The sequence below is a fragment of the Nocardia sp. NPDC056952 genome (genome assembly GCF_042674185.1).
Taxonomy (GTDB): domain Bacteria; phylum Actinomycetota; class Actinomycetes; order Mycobacteriales; family Mycobacteriaceae; genus Nocardia.
This window is the reverse complement of the sequence record NZ_JBHURA010000011.1, coordinates 154,580-171,463: the sequence shown is the minus strand read 5'-3', so window position 1 is coordinate 171,463 and position 16,884 is coordinate 154,580. Positions and strand designations below refer to the sequence as shown.

The window sequence follows — 16,884 nt, the reverse complement described above, 5'->3', positions numbered from 1 at the left end:
GGATGCACTGCGCAACGAGGGAGGGGCAGCGACTACTTGCCGGTGGTGTCGATCAGACCGCCGTCGGTCAGCGACCAGTGCTCGCCGACGAAGGTCTGGATACCGACGGCCTCGAGCGGATAACCGTCGCCCGCACCGGTTTTCATCGCGATGCCCGGCAGCATCAGGTCGGCGGAGACGTTGTCCAGCGAGCGCATCGCGTCGCGCAGGCCCTCTCGGGTCGGGCACTTCGCCGCTTCCATGGTCTTGCGGAAGCTCTCGGCCATCGTCCATCCGGCCATCGCGTGCTGGTTCTCGGGATCGGCGCCGGGGGCGTACTGAGCCAGCTTGGATCGGTAGGTCTGCATGCCCGCGTCCGTGGCCCAGCGCGGGTCGGCGGCGTCCTTGAGGAACGCCGCGGTCACCGTGCCCTGCACGTTGGGCAGCCCCACCGGGCGCAGGGTGGCCATGGTGTTGGAGACCACGGCGAGCACGTGCAACGGATTCCAGTCGGCGTTGCGCACGTCGGCGGCCAGCGCCTGCGAGGCGAACTTCGGGGTCGAGAAGTTCAGCAGCACATCGGCTCTGGAATTGGCCAGGTTGCGTACCTGGGCATCGACGGTGGGGTCGGTGACCTCGAAGCTCTGCTCGGCGATCACCTTCACCCCGCTGCCCGCGACACCCTCGGTGAATGCTGCCAGCAAGTCCTTGCCGAAGTCGTCGTTCTGGTAGAGCACCGCCACGGTCGCGTTCGGCCGCTGCGCTTTCACGTACTGCGCGTAGGCCAGCCCCTCGGTGCGGTAACTGGGCTGCCAGCCGATGGTCCAGGGGTGCTCGGTGCCGGAACCGAACTTGTTCGCCCCGGTGGCCACGAAGATCTGGGGCACCTTGCGCTGGTTGAGATAGTCCGCCACCGCCGAAGAGGTCGCGGTGCCCAGTGTTTGGAAGACCGCGAACACCTGATCCTGTTCGACGAGTCGACGGGTCTCCTCGACGGTCTTGGGCGGCTGGTAGCCGTCGTCGCGCACGATGTACTCGACCTTGCGTCCGTCGATGCCGCCCTGCTCGGCGTTGATGTAGTCGAAGTAGGCCCTGATGCCCTTGGGCACCTCGCTGTAGGCCGAGGCCGGGCCCGACAGCGGGTACGCCCCGCCGAGCTTGATGGTGCTGTCGGTGATGCCGGTGGTCTGCTGGCCCTTGCAGTCGCCGAGCCCGACGGTGCCGGTCTCCTCGCCACGACCGCCACACGCGGTGAGCGTGGCGAGGAGCGCGGCTGTCAGGCCGAGGGTGCGGATTGGCTTAGTGCGCATGGGTGTTCCCTTTCCGGACACGATGTCCGAGCCATTGCGTCCACTGGGTGGCCAGGCCGGCCAAACCCTTCGGCGCGAGGTACATGACCGCGATGATCAGCAGTCCGAAGATGACGCCGGGTGCGGCCTGATTGACGTCCTGGGCGAAACTGGGCACGAACATCACGAACAGTCCGCCCAGCAGCGGGCCCCAGGTGGTGCCGAGCCCACCCACGACGAGCCCGGCCAGCAGCGTGATCGACAGCGTCAGCGCGAAGGAGTCGGGCGAGACGAAGGCGATCACCCAGGTGTAGACGCAGCCCGCGACGCCGGCCAGCAGCGCGCTCCAGGCGAAGGCGAGGGTCTTGTAGTGCGCCAGATTCACCCCGAGCACCTCGGCGGCGATCTCGTTGTCGCGCACCGCGTGCAGCGCGCGGCCCACGCGCGAGCGCAGCATTCCGGCCACCAGCACGAAGCCGATCACGGTGGTGGCCAGCGCCAGGAAGTACAGCCACTGGTCCTCCGCGAGGCCGGTCCAGGCGGGCGGCACCGGCTTGTCGACGATGAGTCCCATGGAGCCGCCGGTCACCCCGTCGAATCGCTTGAGCAGCGGCACCAGGAAGATCGCGATGGCCAGGGTGACCAGTGCCAGATACAGCCCACGCAGTCGCAGCGCCGGGACGCCGAGGGCGAAACCGAGGACGAAGGTGACGGCCGCGGCGATCGGGATGGTGGCGAAATAGGGTGTGTCCCACTGCTTCATCGCGATCGCGGCGGTGTAGGCGCCGACCGCGAAGAACGCGCCGTGGCCGAGTGAGATCTGGCCGGTGTGGCCGACCAGCAGATTCAGCCCCAGCAGGGTGACCGCGTAGATCATCGCCATCGCCAGCTGGAAAGTGTGGAAGGGCACCAGCTGGAAGGGTGCGACGCAGGCCGGCAGGAGTACCGCGGCTGTCGCGACGAGTGACCAGCGCAGCGTAGTCAGCCGACGCGATGCCGGTTTCGTGACGGGGGCAACCGAAGTCGTTGCCGCAATGTTCACTTCGCTCATACTCGTTCCACCGCCGCGTGTCCGAACAGACCTTGCGGGCGCAGCAACAGCACGCCCAGGATGATCACCAGCGGCACACCGATCTTGAGTTCGGTGCCGATCGCGTCGACGTAAGCGCCGGTGAGGGTTTCGGCGACGCCGACGATCAGACCGCCGGCCACCGCGCCGCCGGGGGAGTCGAACCCACCCAGCGTGGCCGCCGCGAAGGCGTAGATGAGGACCCCGCCCATCATGTTGGGTTCGAGGAACAGCAGCGGCGCCGACAGCACCCCCGAGACCGACCCGACCAGCGCGGCCAGTCCCCAGCCGAGGGCGAGCACGGTACCGACCCGGATCCCGACGAGTCGGGCCGACTGCGGATTACACGCCACCGCCCGCATCGCGAGCCCGATCCTGGTGTAGCGGAACAGCAGATACAGCAGCGCCATCACCACGGCCACCACGGCCAGAATGCCGAGGCTGCCGTAGCCGACGCTGATCCCGCCACCGCGCAACGCGCCGTCGGGGAAGGGATTCGGGAACGACTTCACCTGGTACGACCAGATCCAGCCCGCGGCGGCGTTGACGGTGAAGAACAAGCCGACGGTGACGATCACCAGGGTGATCTCGGGAGCGCCCTCGACCGGCCGGATCACCACCCGTTCGATCACCATGCCCGCGGCGAACGAGATCGCCAGGGTGAGGATCAGCGCCGCCCAGAACGGCATGGTCTGGCTCAACTGCCAGGCCAGGAACGCCGAGAACATGGCCAGCTCGCCCTGGGCGAAGTTGACGATCCCGGTGAACCGGTAGATCAGCACCAGCGCCAGCGCCAGGCCCGCGTAGATCGCGCCCGCCGAGAGTCCCTCGACGAGTTGCTGGACGAACTCGGTCACGGCGCCACCTTGTATCCCAGGTAGGAGCGGATGACCTGCTCGTCGGCCTTGATCCGGGCCGCGGTGCCCGACAACACGACTCGCCCGGTCTCGAGCACATGCGCCTGATGCGCGACGCCGAGGGCTAGGTGGGCGTTCTGTTCGACGACTATCACGGTGGTGCGTTCCTCTTCGTTGATGGTGTGCACGATCCCGAACAGTTCCTGGGTCACCAGCGGTGAGAGACCGAGCGAGGGTTCGTCCAGCAGCAACAGCCGGGGACGCAGCATCAGCGCTCGGCCGATGGCCAGCATCTGCTGCTGTCCGCCGGACAGGCCGCCTGCCGCGTCGCGTCGCTTGTCGCGCAGGATCGGGAAGTAGTCGTAGACCCGGCGCAGGTCGGCGTCGACGCCGGTGCGGTCGCGTCGGGGGTAGGCGCCCAGGCGCAGGTTCTCCTCGACGGTGAGCGGGGCGAAGGTGCCGCGGCCCTCGGGAACATGGGCGACGCCGCGGCGCGCCATGGACTCCGGCGCGCGACCGGACACCTCGTCGCCGTCGAGCAGCAGGCTGCCGCGAACCTTGACCATGCCGCACAGGGCGCGCAGCAGGGTGGTCTTGCCCGCGCCGTTGGGGCCGAGGATCGCGCACACGGTGCCCTGCTCGACCGAGAAACTCACGCCGTGCAGGACTTTCGCCGCGCCGTATCCGGCGTGCAGATCGGTGACCGTCAAGAATTCGCTCATGCTGTTCTCCTCGGGCATGCTCGGGCGGCCTGTGTGGTTACGCTCCGCTTCCGCCTCCGGTCGCTGACCGCTCATGCCGAAGCTCCGAGGTAGGCGCGGATGACGGCGGGATCGCGCTGCACCGCTTCGGGTTCGCCTTCGGCGATCACCTGGCCGAACTCGAGGCAGATCACCCGATCGCAGGTGCCCATCACGAAACCCATGTGGTGTTCGACGACGATCACGGTGAGGTCGAGGTCGGCTTGCAGCGCGCGCAGGCGGTCGGCGAATTCGTCGACCTCGCCGTGGCTCAGCCCGTTCACCGGCTCGTCGAGCAGCAGCAGTCGCGGCCGCACCGCCAGCGCCCTGGCCAGTTCGATGCGCTTGAGGGTGCCGAAGGGCAGGCCCGCGGCCACGTGGTCGGCGACCGCGGTGAGTTCGAGGCGCTCGAGCAGTTCGTCGGCTTCGGCGCGCAGCAGTTTTTCCTCCCGGCGGACCTTGGGCAACCGCAGTCCGGCCGACACGAAGCCCGCGCAGGCCCGGTGATGGGCGCCGACGAGGATGTTGTCGCGCACCGAAAGGCGGGGGAACAAGCCCAGGTTCTGGAAGGTGCGGGCGATGCCGAGCCCGGCGAGAGCGTCGGGACGCACCGTCGACAGATCGGTTTCGCGGTAGCGCAGGGTGCCCGACGTCGGCCGATTGCGCCGGGTCAGGCAGTTGAACAGGGTGGTCTTGCCCGCGCCGTTGGGTCCGATCAGGCCGACCATCTCGCCGGGGGCGACCGTGAACCCGACGTCCTGCAGGGCGGTGATGCCGCCGAAGCGCACCGTCAGGTTGGTTATCTCGAGCATGCGAGGAACACTAAGATCGCAGGTCGGAGCCCACATCGGACGTTATGGACCAAGAACTGGGCCCTCGCTCGTCCGCTGCGGACAGTGTGACGTGGTTGACACCATGAGCGAGCCCATGCACACTCCCCGAACATGTCAGCTGGATCACGTTTATCCGTTTCGCCCGAGTCTGCTCAGGTGGCGGCCGAGCGCAGGCGGATAGCGGGCTGCGCCTACGAACACGCCGACGAGATCGCCGACGACGTGATGGCCAAGATCCGCGCCCAGCTGCCCGGCTACGCCACCGCGGGCCCCGGCGTCCTCGACGATGTACACGATCAGCTCGCCCGGCTCAGCCGCACCGGACTCGGCGCGCTGCTCGAACACCGACGCGTGTGCCCGGCCGACGTCGCCTACGCGCGGCAGGCGGCGGCGCGACGAGCCCGCACCGGGCTGCCGCTGGTCGATTACATCGCCGCGTTCCGCCTCGGTCAGCGCGCCATCTGGAAAACGCTGCTCGCGCACGCCGGTGATTCCGAGGCGGGGCAGGCGGCCGTGTTGTCCTTGGCGGGGCCGCTGGCCCGCTACACCGATCTGATCAGTACCCAGGCCACCGACGCGTATCTGGAATTCCAGCAGTACGTGGCCGCCGAATCCGGGCGCGACTCGCAGGCGCTCATGGACGCGCTGCTCGACGGCGCGCTGCCCGCGAGCGGTCCGCATCTGTCGGTGGCCACCGCGCACGGAATCGGCGCCGAACGCACCGCGCCGGTGGTGGTGGTCACCGCCGTGGTGCTCGATCGGGCGGAGCGAAGTGAGGATTCGTCCGAAAGGCTCGGTCAGGCGAGGCAATTGGTGTCCGCCGCGGTGGCCCGGTGCACGGTCAACGGACTGCGGACACTGTCGGTGGTGCGCGGATCCGAGATCGTCGCCGTGCCCGCGCTCGGGGCCGGCGGGGCGGCCGACGGACTGTGCGAGCGACTGCGCGCGACGCAGGACGAGTTGGGCGCCGAGGGCATCACCCTGGCGATCGGGGTGAGCACCGCGGTCACCGAGGTCGCCCAGATCCCGCGTGCCTACCGGCAGGCGCAGGCCGCGCTCGAACTCCTGCCCGAAGGCGGCGGGGTACTCGCGTTACCGCAGCTCACGCCGTTCAGATATCTGCTCCTGCGCGCCGATGACACCACCCGTCAGCTGGTGGACCCCCGCATCGGGAGCGCACTGGCCGAGGACCGCGTTCGTGGCGGGACATTGGCCGAGACGATCCGCGCGTTCGCCGCCGCCGATATGAATCTGCGCGAAGCCGCCGATACCCTGCACATCCACCTCAATACGGCCAAGTACCGGCTCGGCCGGATCCAGGAACTCACCGGTCGCAATGTGCGCAGCGTGAACGACCTGGTGGAACTGCTGGTGGCCATCGAACTGGCTGCTGTTATAAACGAGGCATGAGCCTCGACCCCGCCATCGCCGCCCGCCTCAAGCGCACCGAGGACGGACTGATCGCCGCGATCGCGCAGGAAAAGGCCACCGGCGACGTGCTGATGATGGCCTGGATGGACGACGAGGCGCTGGCCCGCACGCTGGAAACCCGCAAGGCGACCTACTATTCGCGTTCGCGTCAGCAGTACTGGGTCAAGGGCGAAACCTCCGGGCACACCCAGTACGTGCACGAGGTGCGGCTGGATTGCGACGGCGACACGCTGCTGCTGATCGTCGATCAGGAGGGCGCGGCCTGCCACACCGGCACCCACACCTGCTTCGACACCGATGTACTGCTCGCCGCCGACTAGTCGCCGTCTTCGACGAGGAGCCGGTTCAGCCGGTCGGACAGGGATTCCCCGAGCACCGCGAGTTGCGCGGTCTGCTTATCGGTGAGACCGTCCAGCACGAGCCTGCGTACGGCGTCCACGTAGCCGGGGGCCGCCTCGATCACCTTCTCGAAACCGGCGTCGGTGAGAACCGCGTACACCCCGCGCCGGCCCGCGGTGGTGTCGCGGCGCACCCAGCCGATGCGTTCCAGCTTCGAGACCACATGCGAGAGTCGCGATAGCGACGCATTTGCCTTGTGGGCGAGATCACTCAGTTGCAGCCGGTGTCCCGCCTCCTCCGAGAGCAGGCTGAGCACCCGGAACTCGAAATGGGTGAGGCCGGACTCGCGCTGCAACCGGGTGTCCAGCGCACCGGGAATCCGGGTCATGAGCGCGACGATCGCCTGCCATGCGCGTTGTTCGACGGGGTCGAGCCACTGGGTCATCGCCGGTACTGCCTCGCGGCCGGACGACGGACATGGTGGAGTGAGGCGCGCACACGACAGAGTTTGCCACGACGTCGCTGTGACGTCCGCGAGTTGGCGGTGGTCGTGAGGTCACTCACATCACCGCGAGGGTGTGTGCGAGGGTTACCGATCGCCGGTCATCGGCGGCGCAGCGGGCGCCGGTTGCTGCGCCGCGGCCTTGGCGGCCTTGTGACGGCTGAATCCACGCTTGCCCATCAGTGCGAGCACCAGTGCGAACACCACCGCCGCGAGGATGGCGCCGACCAGGCAGGCGCCGCGGAACGCGGGCGCGTCGACGTCCAGAATTCGCTGACCCGCGTGTGCGGCATTGTTGCCGCCGAGCACGATCGTCAACGTCATCAGATTCGGCAGCGAGCAGGCCAGCGCGACGATCACCGCCGCGCCCGCCATGAACTTGCCACCCTTGCGCTTCCACACCCGCACCGCGAATATCAGCAGCACCAGCGGCAGCAAGGTGAAGACGAAGCCGTAGACCAGCCCCCACCAGATGCCCGAGCTGAAACTGCCGTGCACGGTGTTGGCCAGCCGCTGTGCCCACCACCGGGGGATGAACGAGGACAGGATGAAGTAGGCGGCCACCAGCACCACCACCGTGGCGAGCGTGATGATCGCCCGGTTACGCCATACGACGGCCGTGGACTTCTGACCGCTCGACCGCACCTCGCCGGTTGTCATCTGCCCAGCGTAAGTGCGTCGGGGCCGCCGGGCGTCGATCCGCCGCCCGGCGATTCGCCGACCGGTACTACTCCGGGGTGATGCTGCGTTCGCGCAGGAAGGCCAGCGCTTCGTCGGCGTGCACGGCCGCCCGCAGCTCGCCGGTGACGATCTTGAGGATCGTGCGGTCGGTGTCGATGACGAAGGTGTGCCGCTTGACCGGGGCGAGCTTGCCGAGCAGTCCACGCTTCACGCCGAACGCGGCGGCGACCGCGCCGTCGCTGTCGGACAGCACCGGGTAGTCGAGGCGCTGCTTGGTGGCGAAACCGGCCTGCACCTCGGTGCTGTCGGTGCTGATCCCGACACACGAGGCGCCCAGCGCGGCGAACTCGCCGCTCAGATCACGGAAGTGGCAGGCCTCGGCGGTGCACACCGGGGTATTGGCGGCGGGATAGAAGAAGAGCACCACCGGGCCGTCGGCGAGCAAGCCGTCGAGCGAGCGGAGCTGGGCGGACTGATCGGGGAGCTCGAATTGCGGAGCGCGCTGGCCTGGCTGCATGCCCAGACAGTATCTACCGGCGGCCGAGTAAGGAAGATCCCCGTTCGCGGCCACGAACGGGGATCTGGGGTCCTATTGCCCGAGCAGTGCCGCGATGTCGGGATTGCGGATCTGCATCACGTCGAGGATGCCGTGCGCGCGCAACAGTGGTTCTAGCTCGCGGATGCGGTCGCTGTGCCCGGCGTACTCGTCGGGGAAATTCTTCTTGTCGAGGTCCTGGATGGCCTTGGCGTAGGTGACGAACGAATTGATCGCGCTCGTCGCCACCGTCTGCTGGCCGGGACCGTAGTGCTGCTGCGACGGAACGGCCAGCCGGCCGTCCTGTGCGCCCTGCTGCGAGGGGTACAACATTGCTCCTCTCGGAAAGGGGGTTACCGCATGCGACATGGAACGCGCGCGAGTGTAGTGATGCCGGTCACCGCCCGATTCGGCGCGGGGTCGGGTCCGCGCGCGTCGGCGACGGCACGCCTGGGATGATGGGCCCATGCAGGGCGCGTCGACACCAACCACCACGACCCGCGAACAGTTCCGGCTGCTCGCCGCCGAGCACCGGGTCGTCCCGGTGACCCGAAAGGTGCTGGCGGACTCCGAAACTCCGCTCTCGGCCTATTCCAAACTGGCCGGCGACCGGCCGGGCACCTTCCTGTTCGAATCCGCGGAGAACGGGCGCTCGTGGTCGCGCTGGTCGTTCATCGGCGCGGGCAGCCCGTCGGCGCTGACCGTCGTCGACGGTGAAGCCGCCTGGCTCGGCACGGTGCCCGTCGACGCACCCACCGGCGGTGACCCGCTGCGCGTGCTGCACGACACCCTCGAACTGCTGCGTACCGAACGGCTGCCCGGGCTGCCGCCGCTCACCGGCGGCATGGTCGGCTTCCTCGGCTACGACGCGGTGCGCCGGATCGAACGGCTGCCCGAACTCGCCACCGACGATCTGCGGCTGCCCGAACTGGTACTCATGCTGGCCACCGATCTGGCCGCGTTCGACCACCACGAAGGCGCGATCACCCTCATCGCGAACGCGGTGAACTGGGACGGCACCGACTCCCGGGTCGACGCCGCCTACGACGACGCCGTCGCCCGGCTCGACCGGATGACCGCCGCGCTGGCCACCCCCGCGCCCTCCACCGTGTCGGTCTTCGACCAGCCCGAACCGCAGTTCCTGCGCAGGCGCACCACCGAGGAATTCGGTGCGGGCGTGCGCCGCCTGATCAAGGAGATCGAGGCGGGCGAGGCATTCCAGGTGGTGCTCTCGCAGCGCTTCGAAATGGACTACACCGGGTCACCGCTGGCGGTCTACCGCATGCTGCGGGCCTCGAACCCGAGCCCGTACATGTATCTGATGCACATCCCCGACGGCGAGGGCGGCACCGCGTTCTCGATCGTCGGCTCGAGTCCTGAATCGCTGGTCACCGTGAAAGACGGGGTGGCCACGACACACCCGATCGCGGGTACCCGCTGGCGTGGGGAGAGCGCCGAGGACGACATCCTGCTCGAGAAGGACCTGCTGGCCGACGAGAAGGAGAACGCCGAGCACCTGATGCTCGTCGACCTCGGTCGCAACGATCTGGGCCGGGTCTGCCGTCCCGGCACGGTGAAGGTGACCCAGTACCGCCACGTCGAGCGGTACAGCCACGTGATGCACCTGGTCTCGACGGTGTCCGGGCTGCTCGCCGAGGGCAAGATCGCGCTGGACGCGGTGCGTGCCTGCTTCCCCGCCGGCACGCTGTCGGGCGCGCCGAAGGTGCGGGCGATGGAACTGATCGAGGAGCTGGAACCGACCCGGCGCGGCGTCTACGGCGGCGTGGTCGGCTACCTCGACTTCGCCGGCGACGCCGACACCGCCATCGCCATCCGCACCGCCCTGCTCAAGGACGGCACCGCCTACGTCCAGGCGGGCGCGGGCGTGGTCGCCGACTCCGATCCGGTCTACGAGGACACCGAGGCCCGCAACAAGGCCATGGCGGTGCTCAAGGCGATCGCGGCGGCGCAGACCCTGCGCACCTACGAAGGCGGGGACCTGTGACGGCGGACGAAGACGACACCGGTCGGTCCGTCGACGCGACGGACACCGAGGTACCGGGAGCGGGCGCGACGGCAGCCCCGGCCGCGAAGCCCATCGTTCCGGTCGCCTTGCTCGCGCTGGCGGCGGCAGGGCTGTGGGCGTCCTCGCGGATGACATGGGTGACGGTGTACTCGGCCGACGGCCTCACCGAACCGCGCACCGACGATCTCAACGGTGGCGTGTGGTTCGGCGCGCTCACCCCGCTCGCGCTGGTGCTGGTCGCCTCGATCGCGGCGGTGTTCGCGGTCAAGGGCGTGCTGCGGCAGTTGCTCGGGGTGGTGATCTCGGTCGTGGCCGCGGCCGCCGCGGTGCCCGGCTTCGCGCTGGCCGTCGGCGCGGGCAGGACCGCCGACCGGGCGGGCACCCTGGCCGAGCTGCCGGTGCGCGCGGTGGTCAGCTCCGCCGACACACACCTGGGTCCCGCGATCCTGTCGATCGCCGCGGCGAGCCTGGCACTGGCCGCGGGCATCCTGCTCACCCGGCGCACCGGCGAACGCACCGAGGAGGTCTCCGACCGATACGACAACCCGGTGTTCCGTAAGGCCGACGCCAGCGCCGCGGTGAGCAAGCAGAACGCGGAGACCGGAACCGCGGCGCCACTGTCGGACCGGGTGCTGTGGGACGCGCTCGACGCGGGCACCGACCCGACCGATACCCCTGACACCCCCGGCGCCGACCGCGGTCCGGCCGGGGAGAACAAGTGACCGGCAGCACCCCCGCCGCAGTGACACGCGCGGCGGGCATTTATTCTTTACCAGCATCGGTGAGACAGCGCCCGAGGGGACTCTCGGGCGAGAAGTGCGTCTCCCCAGAAAGGATTCGAGCCAGATGACGGTACTCGACTCGATTCTCGACGGGGTCCGGGCGGATGTTGCCGCTCGCGAAGCCCTCCTCGATTTTCAAGCGATCAAAGCTGCTGCCGCCGCGGTCAAGGGGCCGCTGGACGCACACGCCGCGCTGCACGAGGACGGAATCGGTGTCATCGCGGAAGTGAAGCGAGCCAGCCCCTCCAAGGGCGCGCTCGCCGATATTCCCGATCCCGCCGTGCTGGCCAAGGCCTACGAAGACGGGGGCGCGCGGATCATCAGCGTGCTCACCGAGGGCCGCCGCTTCGGTGGATCGCTCGACGATCTCGACGCCGTGCGCGCCGCCGTGAACATCCCGGTGCTGCGCAAGGACTTCGTCGTCGGCCCGTACCAGATCCACGAGGCCCGTGCCCACGGCGCCGACGTGATCCTGCTGATCGTGGCCGCGCTCGAACAGGACGTGCTCGCCTCGCTGATCGACCGCACCGAATCCCTCGGCATGACCGCCCTGGTGGAGGTGCACACCGAGGAAGAGGCCGATCGCGCCCTCGAAGCCGGTGCGACGGTGATCGGCATCAACGCGCGCAACCTCAAGACCCTCGAGGTCGACCGCGATGTGTTCGCGCGGATCGCGCCCGGCCTGCCCTCGGAGGTCATCCGGGTGGCCGAGTCCGGCATCCGCGGCACCGCCGATCTGCTGGCCTACGCCGGTGCGGGCGCCGATGCCGTGCTCGTCGGCGAAGGCCTGGTGACCAGCGGTAACCCGCGTTCGGCCGTGTCCGAACTGGTGACCGCCGGCACGCACCCGTCCTGCCCGAAGCCGGCCCGGCGGAGCATCCGGTGACAGTGCTTCCCCCGGCGAGCGCCGGTGTCGCCCAGCACTCCGAGTACGAACCCGACGCGGGCGGCCACTTCGGCGTCTACGGCGGACGTCACGTCCCCGAGGCGCTGATGGCCGTGATCGAAGAGGTCACCGCCGAGTACGACAAGATCCGCACCGACCGCGGCTTCCTCGACGAGCTCGACCGGCTGCAGCGCGACTACACCGGCCGTCCGTCGCCGGTGTTCGAATGCACCCGGCTGGCCGCGCACGCGGGTGGCGCGCGGATCTTCCTCAAGCGTGAGGACCTCAACCACACCGGCTCGCACAAGATCAACAATGTGCTCGGTCAGGCGTTGCTCGCCAAGCGGATGGGCAAGACGCGCGTCATCGCCGAGACCGGAGCGGGCCAGCACGGCGTCGCGACGGCCACCGCGTGCGCGCTGCTCGGCCTCGACTGCGTGGTCTACATGGGCGCGGTCGACACCGCCCGCCAGGCGCTCAACGTGGCCCGCATGCGGCTGCTCGGCGCCGAGGTGATCCCGGTGACCTCGGGTTCGCAGACGCTCAAGGACGCGATCAACGAGGCACTGCGCGACTGGGTGACCCACGCCGACGACACGTTCTACTGCTTCGGCACCGCCGCCGGTCCGCACCCGTTCCCGCTGCTGGTCCGTGATTTCCAGCGCGTGATCGGCTTGGAGGCGCGCGAGCAGATCCAGCTTCCGGCGCAAGCGGGCAGGCTGCCCGACGCCGTCGTGGCCTGCGTGGGCGGCGGTTCCAACGCCATCGGCATCTTCCACGCCTTCATCCCCGACGCGGGCGTGCGCCTCGTCGGTTTCGAGGCGGCCGGTGACGGCGTCGAAACCGGACGCCACGCCGCCACCTTCACCGGCGGCACGCCCGGTGCCTTCCAGGGCGCCTACTCGTACCTGTTGCAGGACGAAGACGGCCAGACCATCGAATCGCATTCGATCTCGGCCGGTCTCGACTACCCGGGCGTCGGCCCCGAGCACGCCCATCTCAAGGACATCGGTCGCGCCGAGTACCGGCCGATCACCGACACCGAGGCGATGGACGCGCTGCTGCTGCTCTCGCGCACCGAGGGCATCATCCCGGCGATCGAGTCCGCGCACGCGGTGGCGGGCGCGCTGAAGCTGGGCGTGGAGCTCGGCGAGGGCGCGGTCATCCTGGTCAACCTGTCCGGTCGTGGTGACAAGGACATGGACACGGCGGGACGCTGGTTCGGTCTGTTCGACGACGATGCCGAGGAGCACCAACAGTGAGTCAGCAGTCGCGTCTTGCGAACACCTTCGCTGCCGCGCGCAGCGAGGGCCGGGCCGCTCTGATCGGCTACCTGCCCGCCGGTTATCCCGATCTCGCCGGTTCCATCGCCGCGTGCCGTGCGCTCGTCGAATCCGGCTGTGACATCGTCGAAGTCGGCGTCGCCTACTCCGATCCCGTGATGGACGGCCCGGTCATCCAGGCCGCTGCCGAACAGGCGCTGCGCAGCGGGGTGCGCGTGCGCGATGTGTTCTCCGTCGTCGAGGCGATCGCCGATGCCGGTGGTCAGGCCGTGGTGATGAGCTACTGGAACCCGGTGCTCAAATACGGCGTCGACACCTTCGCCCGCGATCTCGCCGCGGCCGGTGGCGCCGGCATCATCACGCCGAACCTGATCCCCGACGAGGCCGACGACTGGTTCGTCGCCTCGGCCACGCACAACCTGGATCGCATCTTCCTTGTGGCGCCGTCGTCGACCGAAGAGCGTCTGGTCAAGACCCTCGAGGCCTCACGCGGCTTCATCTACGCGGCCTCGACCATGGGTGTGACCGGTGCCCGCGACGCGGTCTCCTCGGCCGCGCCCGCGCTGTGCTCGCGCATCCGCGCGCACTCCGACATCCCGATCGGCGTCGGCCTCGGCGTGCGCTCGGGAGCACAGGCCGCCGAGATCGCCGCGTACGCCGACGGCGTGATCGTCGGCTCGGCGCTGGTCTCGGCCGTGCCGGAAGGCCTCGACGCGGTCCGCGCACTGACCGCCGAACTGGCCGAGGGCGTGCGTTCGGCGACCGTTCGCTCCTAGCGGTTCGCACGATGGGCCCGGCCGCTGATCCGCGGCCGGGCCCATCGCTCGTCACCGGCCCGTCGTCCGCCGTCCGGGTCGCGGCAACACGCCCGTAAGGCTCTCCACTAACGTGGGCCGGGTGAACTCAGTCCTGGCCTATATTCCGAGTCCGCCCCAGGGGGTCTGGCAACTCGGACCCTTCCCGCTGCGGGCATACGCACTGTTCATCATTCTCGGCATCGTCGTCGCCATCTGGTGGGGTGAACGCCGGTGGCGCGAGCGCGGTGGTCAGCCGGGCGCCGTGCTCGATGTCGCGATGTTCGCGGTGCCGTTCGGCCTGGTCGGCGGCCGGATCTATCACGTGGCCACCGACTGGCAGAAGTACTTCGGCGAGGGCAAGCATCCCGTCGAGGCGCTCTACATCTGGCAGGGTGGCCTCGGCATCTGGGGCGCGGTGTTCTTCGGCGCCATCGGTGCCTGGATCGGCTGCCGGATGTACAAGATCCCGCTGCCCGCGCTCGGTGACGCCGTCGCGCCCGCTGTGCTGCTCGCCCAGGCCATCGGCCGGCTCGGCAACTACTTCAACCAGGAGCTGTACGGGCGCGCCACCGAGCTTCCGTGGGGCCTGGAGATCTACGAACGGTTCGACCCGGAGACCGGCGCGCGGGACATGATGAACGGGGTGTCGACCGGGCGGGTGCTCGAGGTCGTGCAGCCGACATTCCTGTACGAGCTCGTCTGGAACGTGCTGGTCGTCATCGGTCTGGTGCTGCTCGACAAGCGCTACAAGATCGGCCACGGACGACTGTTCGCGCTCTATGTCGCGGGCTACAGCTTCGGCCGGTTCTTCGTCGAGTTGCTGCGCAGCGACGAGGCCACCCACATCCTCGGCATCAGGATCAACTCGTTCACCTCCGCACTCGTCTTCCTCGGCGCCATGGCCTACTTCGCCTTGGCGACCAAGGGCCGCGAGACGCCGGCCCAGTTGCAGCCCGGCGGTGAGCCGCGCCCCTGGCCGTGGCAGTTCTCCGCGCTGCGGGCCGCCGGTGCGGCCGACAACGCCGTGACGGCGACGGACTCCGAGACCGAGTCCGTCGACGTCACCAAGAAGGCGGATTCCGCTGAGGTGGACAAGGATTCGGCACAAGCGGATGTCGTATCCGAATCTGTCGGCGCCGCCGACGCGAAGGATGTCACCGACGCGAAGAAGTCCTGATCCAGAGAAGTTTTCGTCGAATCGGCGGGCGTCCGGCAACATTGCGGACGCCCGCCGCGATATTCCGAGGTATGGCGAGGGCCGTTCGGGGAAGCACCCGACAAGACAACGGTGGGCAGGACCGGCAACAATGACCCGTGATCGTCGCGGGCGCACCGCCGTTCGGCCGATCGCCACTGGCCGGGGGCCACGACGGGTACCCGCACGAATGATGGAGGACATGAGTGACCGACCCCTACAACCCCAATCCACAGTACGGCCCTGACCTGAGCAAGCAGCCCGACTCGGGTTCGCAGCCGCAGTACGGCCAGCCTGCCTACGGTCAGCCCTCTGATCCGTATGCCCAGCAGCCGCAGCCCGGCTACGGTCAGCCGCAGTACGGTGCGCCGCAGCCGCAGTACGGTCAGCCCGCCGACCCGTACGCTCAGCAGCCGCAGCCGGGGTACGGCGCAGCGCCGTACGGGGCCATGCCGCAGGGCTACAACCCGAACGACCCGGAAGCCCCCTACGGCCGGGACATGTACGGCGTGCCGTTCTCGGACAAGCAGAAGCTGATGGCCGGTCTGCTGCAGATCTTCCTCGGCAGCTTCGGCGTCGGTCGCTTCTACCTCGGTTACACCGGTCTCGGCATCGCCCAGATCGCGGTGACCTGGCTGACCTGCGGTCTCGGCGCCATCTGGCCGCTGATCGACGGCATCATGATGCTCACGGGCAAGGTGCCCGACGCGCAGGGCCGCCCGCTGCGCGACTGATTCCTGCCCACACGGGGATGAACGGGTGTTCTGCTACGGCGGGGCACCCGTTTCGTGTTTCCCGCCGGTATTCCGATCACGGTGAGCGTTACTCTGTGTCGGTCTGTGGCGGCGCCGTAGCGTCGCTTGGCCTGCGCGTGCCCCCTACGCGCAGCGGAGAAAGGGATGTCCGTGCGCAAATTCATTGCCGCCGCCGTACTCGCTGTGGTCGCCGCGACGGGCCTGTCGGCCTGCTCGTCCGCGTCCGACCCGAACGTGCTCAAGATCGGCACCGAGGGCACCTACGCGCCGTTCAGCTACCAGGAGGGCGGCACGCTCACCGGCTACGACGTCGAGGTCGCGCGCGCGGTCGGGGAGAAGCTCGGCAAGCAGGTGGAATTCGTGCAGACCCCGTGGGACTCGATCTTCGCCGGCCTCGAGTCCAAGCGCTTCGATCTGGTCGCCAACCAGGTCACCGTGAACCCGGAGCGCACGGCCAAGTACGCGCTGTCGCAGCCGTACACGACCTCCGAGGGCGTGATCGTCACCAAGTCCGACAACACCGCCATCACCTCACTGGCGAGCCTGGCGGGCAAGACCACCGCGCAGTCGGCCACCAGCAACTGGAGCAAGGTCGCCTCGGGCGCGGGCGCGAAAGTCGAAGCGGTGGAAGGGTTCGTGCAGGCGGTGCAGCTGCTGAAGGCCGGTCGGGTCGACGCCACCGTCAACGACACCCTCGCGGTCGGGGAGTACACCAAGAAGACCGGTGACACCGGCATCAAGATCGCGGCGCAGACCGGTGAGACCAGCAAGCAGGCCTTCGCCGCCCGCAAGGACGACACCGCGCTGATCGCCGACGTCGACAAGGCGCTGGAGCAGTTGCGCGCCGACGGCACGCTGGCTCGTCTGACGGAGAAGTACTTCGGCACCGACGTCAGCAAATAGCG

At 68.8% G+C, this 16,884-nt stretch carries 19 protein-coding genes; 10 read left to right on the top strand and 9 right to left on the bottom strand.

What is annotated here, in order from left to right; translation table 11 throughout:
* Positions 1 to 32 precede the first annotated feature (32 nt).
* The 5 genes from ACFTS5_RS29285 to ACFTS5_RS29265 form a co-directional block, all read right to left on the bottom strand.
* Positions 33 to 1,289: an ABC transporter substrate-binding protein gene (locus ACFTS5_RS29285; protein WP_378637209.1), complete on the bottom strand. Its 1,257-nt coding sequence runs from the start codon at positions 1,287 to 1,289 to the stop codon at positions 33 to 35.
* Positions 1,279 to 2,319 (bottom strand): branched-chain amino acid ABC transporter permease, encoded by a 1,041-nt coding sequence (locus ACFTS5_RS29280; protein WP_378637207.1) that lies wholly within the window; start codon positions 2,317 to 2,319, stop codon positions 1,279 to 1,281. Before ACFTS5_RS29280 ends, ACFTS5_RS29285 begins: the two co-directional genes overlap by 11 nt.
* Positions 2,316 to 3,194 (bottom strand): branched-chain amino acid ABC transporter permease, encoded by an 879-nt coding sequence (locus tag ACFTS5_RS29275; RefSeq protein ID WP_378637206.1) that lies wholly within the window; start codon positions 3,192 to 3,194, stop codon positions 2,316 to 2,318. Before ACFTS5_RS29275 ends, ACFTS5_RS29280 begins: the two co-directional genes overlap by 4 nt.
* Positions 3,191 to 3,916, bottom strand: coding sequence for an ABC transporter ATP-binding protein (locus tag ACFTS5_RS29270; protein ID WP_378637204.1), 726 nt, complete (start codon positions 3,914 to 3,916; stop codon positions 3,191 to 3,193). Before ACFTS5_RS29270 ends, ACFTS5_RS29275 begins: the two co-directional genes overlap by 4 nt.
* A gap of 71 nt (positions 3,917 to 3,987) precedes the next feature.
* Positions 3,988 to 4,746, bottom strand: coding sequence for an ABC transporter ATP-binding protein (locus tag ACFTS5_RS29265; protein ID WP_378637202.1), 759 nt, complete (start codon positions 4,744 to 4,746; stop codon positions 3,988 to 3,990).
* A gap of 132 nt (positions 4,747 to 4,878) precedes the next feature.
* Here ACFTS5_RS29265 and ACFTS5_RS29260 point away from each other — a divergent pair, with 132 nt between their 5' ends.
* Together ACFTS5_RS29260 and hisI are read left to right on the top strand one after the other, a co-directional pair.
* The gene (locus ACFTS5_RS29260; RefSeq protein WP_378637199.1) at positions 4,879 to 6,177 is read left to right on the top strand and encodes a PucR family transcriptional regulator; all 1,299 of its coding nucleotides are present in this window, start codon (positions 4,879 to 4,881) and stop codon (positions 6,175 to 6,177) included.
* Positions 6,174 to 6,518 (top strand): phosphoribosyl-AMP cyclohydrolase, encoded by a 345-nt coding sequence (gene hisI, locus ACFTS5_RS29255; protein ID WP_378637196.1) that lies wholly within the window; start codon positions 6,174 to 6,176, stop codon positions 6,516 to 6,518. The genes ACFTS5_RS29260 and hisI overlap by 4 nt, the downstream gene beginning before the upstream one ends.
* Here the strand turns inward: hisI and ACFTS5_RS29250 are convergent.
* From ACFTS5_RS29250 to ACFTS5_RS29235, 4 genes are all read right to left on the bottom strand, one after another.
* Positions 6,515 to 6,982 (bottom strand): MarR family winged helix-turn-helix transcriptional regulator, encoded by a 468-nt coding sequence (locus tag ACFTS5_RS29250; protein ID WP_378637194.1) that lies wholly within the window; start codon positions 6,980 to 6,982, stop codon positions 6,515 to 6,517. The two genes, hisI and ACFTS5_RS29250, sit on opposite strands and share 4 nt — an antisense overlap.
* Before the next feature lie 144 nt (positions 6,983 to 7,126).
* Positions 7,127 to 7,699: a permease gene (locus tag ACFTS5_RS29245; RefSeq protein WP_378637191.1), complete on the bottom strand. Its 573-nt coding sequence runs from the start codon at positions 7,697 to 7,699 to the stop codon at positions 7,127 to 7,129.
* Between the two features lie 67 nt (positions 7,700 to 7,766).
* Complete coding sequence (locus tag ACFTS5_RS29240; RefSeq protein ID WP_101463475.1) at positions 7,767 to 8,237, bottom strand: peroxiredoxin; 471 nt, start codon at positions 8,235 to 8,237, stop codon at positions 7,767 to 7,769.
* A gap of 72 nt (positions 8,238 to 8,309) precedes the next feature.
* Positions 8,310 to 8,588, bottom strand: a complete 279-nt coding sequence (locus ACFTS5_RS29235) for a hypothetical protein (RefSeq protein WP_378637188.1) — start codon at positions 8,586 to 8,588, stop codon at positions 8,310 to 8,312.
* Between the two features lie 133 nt (positions 8,589 to 8,721).
* Here ACFTS5_RS29235 and ACFTS5_RS29230 point away from each other — a divergent pair, with 133 nt between their 5' ends.
* The 8 genes from ACFTS5_RS29230 (at position 8,722) to ACFTS5_RS29195 (ending at position 16,882) form a co-directional block, all read left to right on the top strand.
* Positions 8,722 to 10,260, top strand: coding sequence for an anthranilate synthase component I (locus ACFTS5_RS29230; protein WP_378637186.1), 1,539 nt, complete (start codon positions 8,722 to 8,724; stop codon positions 10,258 to 10,260).
* Entirely contained in the window at positions 10,257 to 11,003 is a 747-nt protein-coding gene (locus ACFTS5_RS29225; RefSeq protein ID WP_378637184.1) for a TIGR02234 family membrane protein, read from the top strand. Before ACFTS5_RS29230 ends, ACFTS5_RS29225 begins: the two co-directional genes overlap by 4 nt.
* Before the next feature lie 124 nt (positions 11,004 to 11,127).
* The gene (gene trpC, locus ACFTS5_RS29220; protein WP_056824640.1) at positions 11,128 to 11,949 is read left to right on the top strand and encodes an indole-3-glycerol phosphate synthase TrpC; all 822 of its coding nucleotides are present in this window, start codon (positions 11,128 to 11,130) and stop codon (positions 11,947 to 11,949) included.
* Positions 11,946 to 13,211: a tryptophan synthase subunit beta gene (gene trpB, locus ACFTS5_RS29215; protein ID WP_378637181.1), complete on the top strand. Its 1,266-nt coding sequence runs from the start codon at positions 11,946 to 11,948 to the stop codon at positions 13,209 to 13,211. Before trpC ends, trpB begins: the two co-directional genes overlap by 4 nt.
* Complete coding sequence (trpA, locus tag ACFTS5_RS29210) at positions 13,208 to 14,008, top strand: tryptophan synthase subunit alpha (protein WP_378637179.1); 801 nt, start codon at positions 13,208 to 13,210, stop codon at positions 14,006 to 14,008. The genes trpB and trpA overlap by 4 nt, the downstream gene beginning before the upstream one ends.
* A gap of 121 nt (positions 14,009 to 14,129) precedes the next feature.
* Positions 14,130 to 15,206, top strand: a complete 1,077-nt coding sequence (gene lgt, locus ACFTS5_RS29205) for a prolipoprotein diacylglyceryl transferase (protein ID WP_378637176.1) — start codon at positions 14,130 to 14,132, stop codon at positions 15,204 to 15,206.
* A gap of 224 nt (positions 15,207 to 15,430) precedes the next feature.
* Positions 15,431 to 15,958, top strand: coding sequence for a TM2 domain-containing protein (locus tag ACFTS5_RS29200; RefSeq protein ID WP_101463469.1), 528 nt, complete (start codon positions 15,431 to 15,433; stop codon positions 15,956 to 15,958).
* 171 nt (positions 15,959 to 16,129) lie between these two features.
* Positions 16,130 to 16,882 carry an amino acid ABC transporter substrate-binding protein gene (locus ACFTS5_RS29195; RefSeq protein ID WP_378637361.1) on the top strand — a complete coding sequence of 251 codons (753 nt, stop codon included), beginning with the start codon at positions 16,130 to 16,132 and terminating at the stop codon, positions 16,880 to 16,882.
* Positions 16,883 to 16,884 lie beyond the last annotated feature (2 nt).

What these genes read in the sequence shown, in the direction of transcription:
- ACFTS5_RS29240 (WP_101463475.1), bottom strand. Translation starts at nt 8,237, where the DNA reads ATGCAGCCAGGCCAGCGCGCTCCGCAATTCGAGCTCCCCGATCAGTCC.
- ACFTS5_RS29230 (WP_378637186.1), top strand. Translation starts at nt 8,722, where the DNA reads ATGCAGGGCGCGTCGACACCAACCACCACGACCCGCGAACAGTTCCGG.
- ACFTS5_RS29235 (WP_378637188.1), bottom strand. Translation starts at nt 8,588, where the DNA reads ATGTTGTACCCCTCGCAGCAGGGCGCACAGGACGGCCGGCTGGCCGTT.
- trpC (WP_056824640.1), top strand. Translation starts at nt 11,128, where the DNA reads ATGACGGTACTCGACTCGATTCTCGACGGGGTCCGGGCGGATGTTGCC.
- ACFTS5_RS29250 (WP_378637194.1), bottom strand. Translation starts at nt 6,982, where the DNA reads ATGACCCAGTGGCTCGACCCCGTCGAACAACGCGCATGGCAGGCGATC.
- ACFTS5_RS29280 (WP_378637207.1), bottom strand. Translation starts at nt 2,319, where the DNA reads ATGAGCGAAGTGAACATTGCGGCAACGACTTCGGTTGCCCCCGTCACG.
- ACFTS5_RS29260 (WP_378637199.1), top strand. Translation starts at nt 4,879, where the DNA reads ATGTCAGCTGGATCACGTTTATCCGTTTCGCCCGAGTCTGCTCAGGTG.
- ACFTS5_RS29270 (WP_378637204.1), bottom strand. Translation starts at nt 3,916, where the DNA reads ATGAGCGAATTCTTGACGGTCACCGATCTGCACGCCGGATACGGCGCG.
- ACFTS5_RS29265 (WP_378637202.1), bottom strand. Translation starts at nt 4,746, where the DNA reads ATGCTCGAGATAACCAACCTGACGGTGCGCTTCGGCGGCATCACCGCC.
- hisI (WP_378637196.1), top strand. Translation starts at nt 6,174, where the DNA reads ATGAGCCTCGACCCCGCCATCGCCGCCCGCCTCAAGCGCACCGAGGAC.
- ACFTS5_RS29285 (WP_378637209.1), bottom strand. Translation starts at nt 1,289, where the DNA reads ATGCGCACTAAGCCAATCCGCACCCTCGGCCTGACAGCCGCGCTCCTC.
- ACFTS5_RS29245 (WP_378637191.1), bottom strand. Translation starts at nt 7,699, where the DNA reads ATGACAACCGGCGAGGTGCGGTCGAGCGGTCAGAAGTCCACGGCCGTC.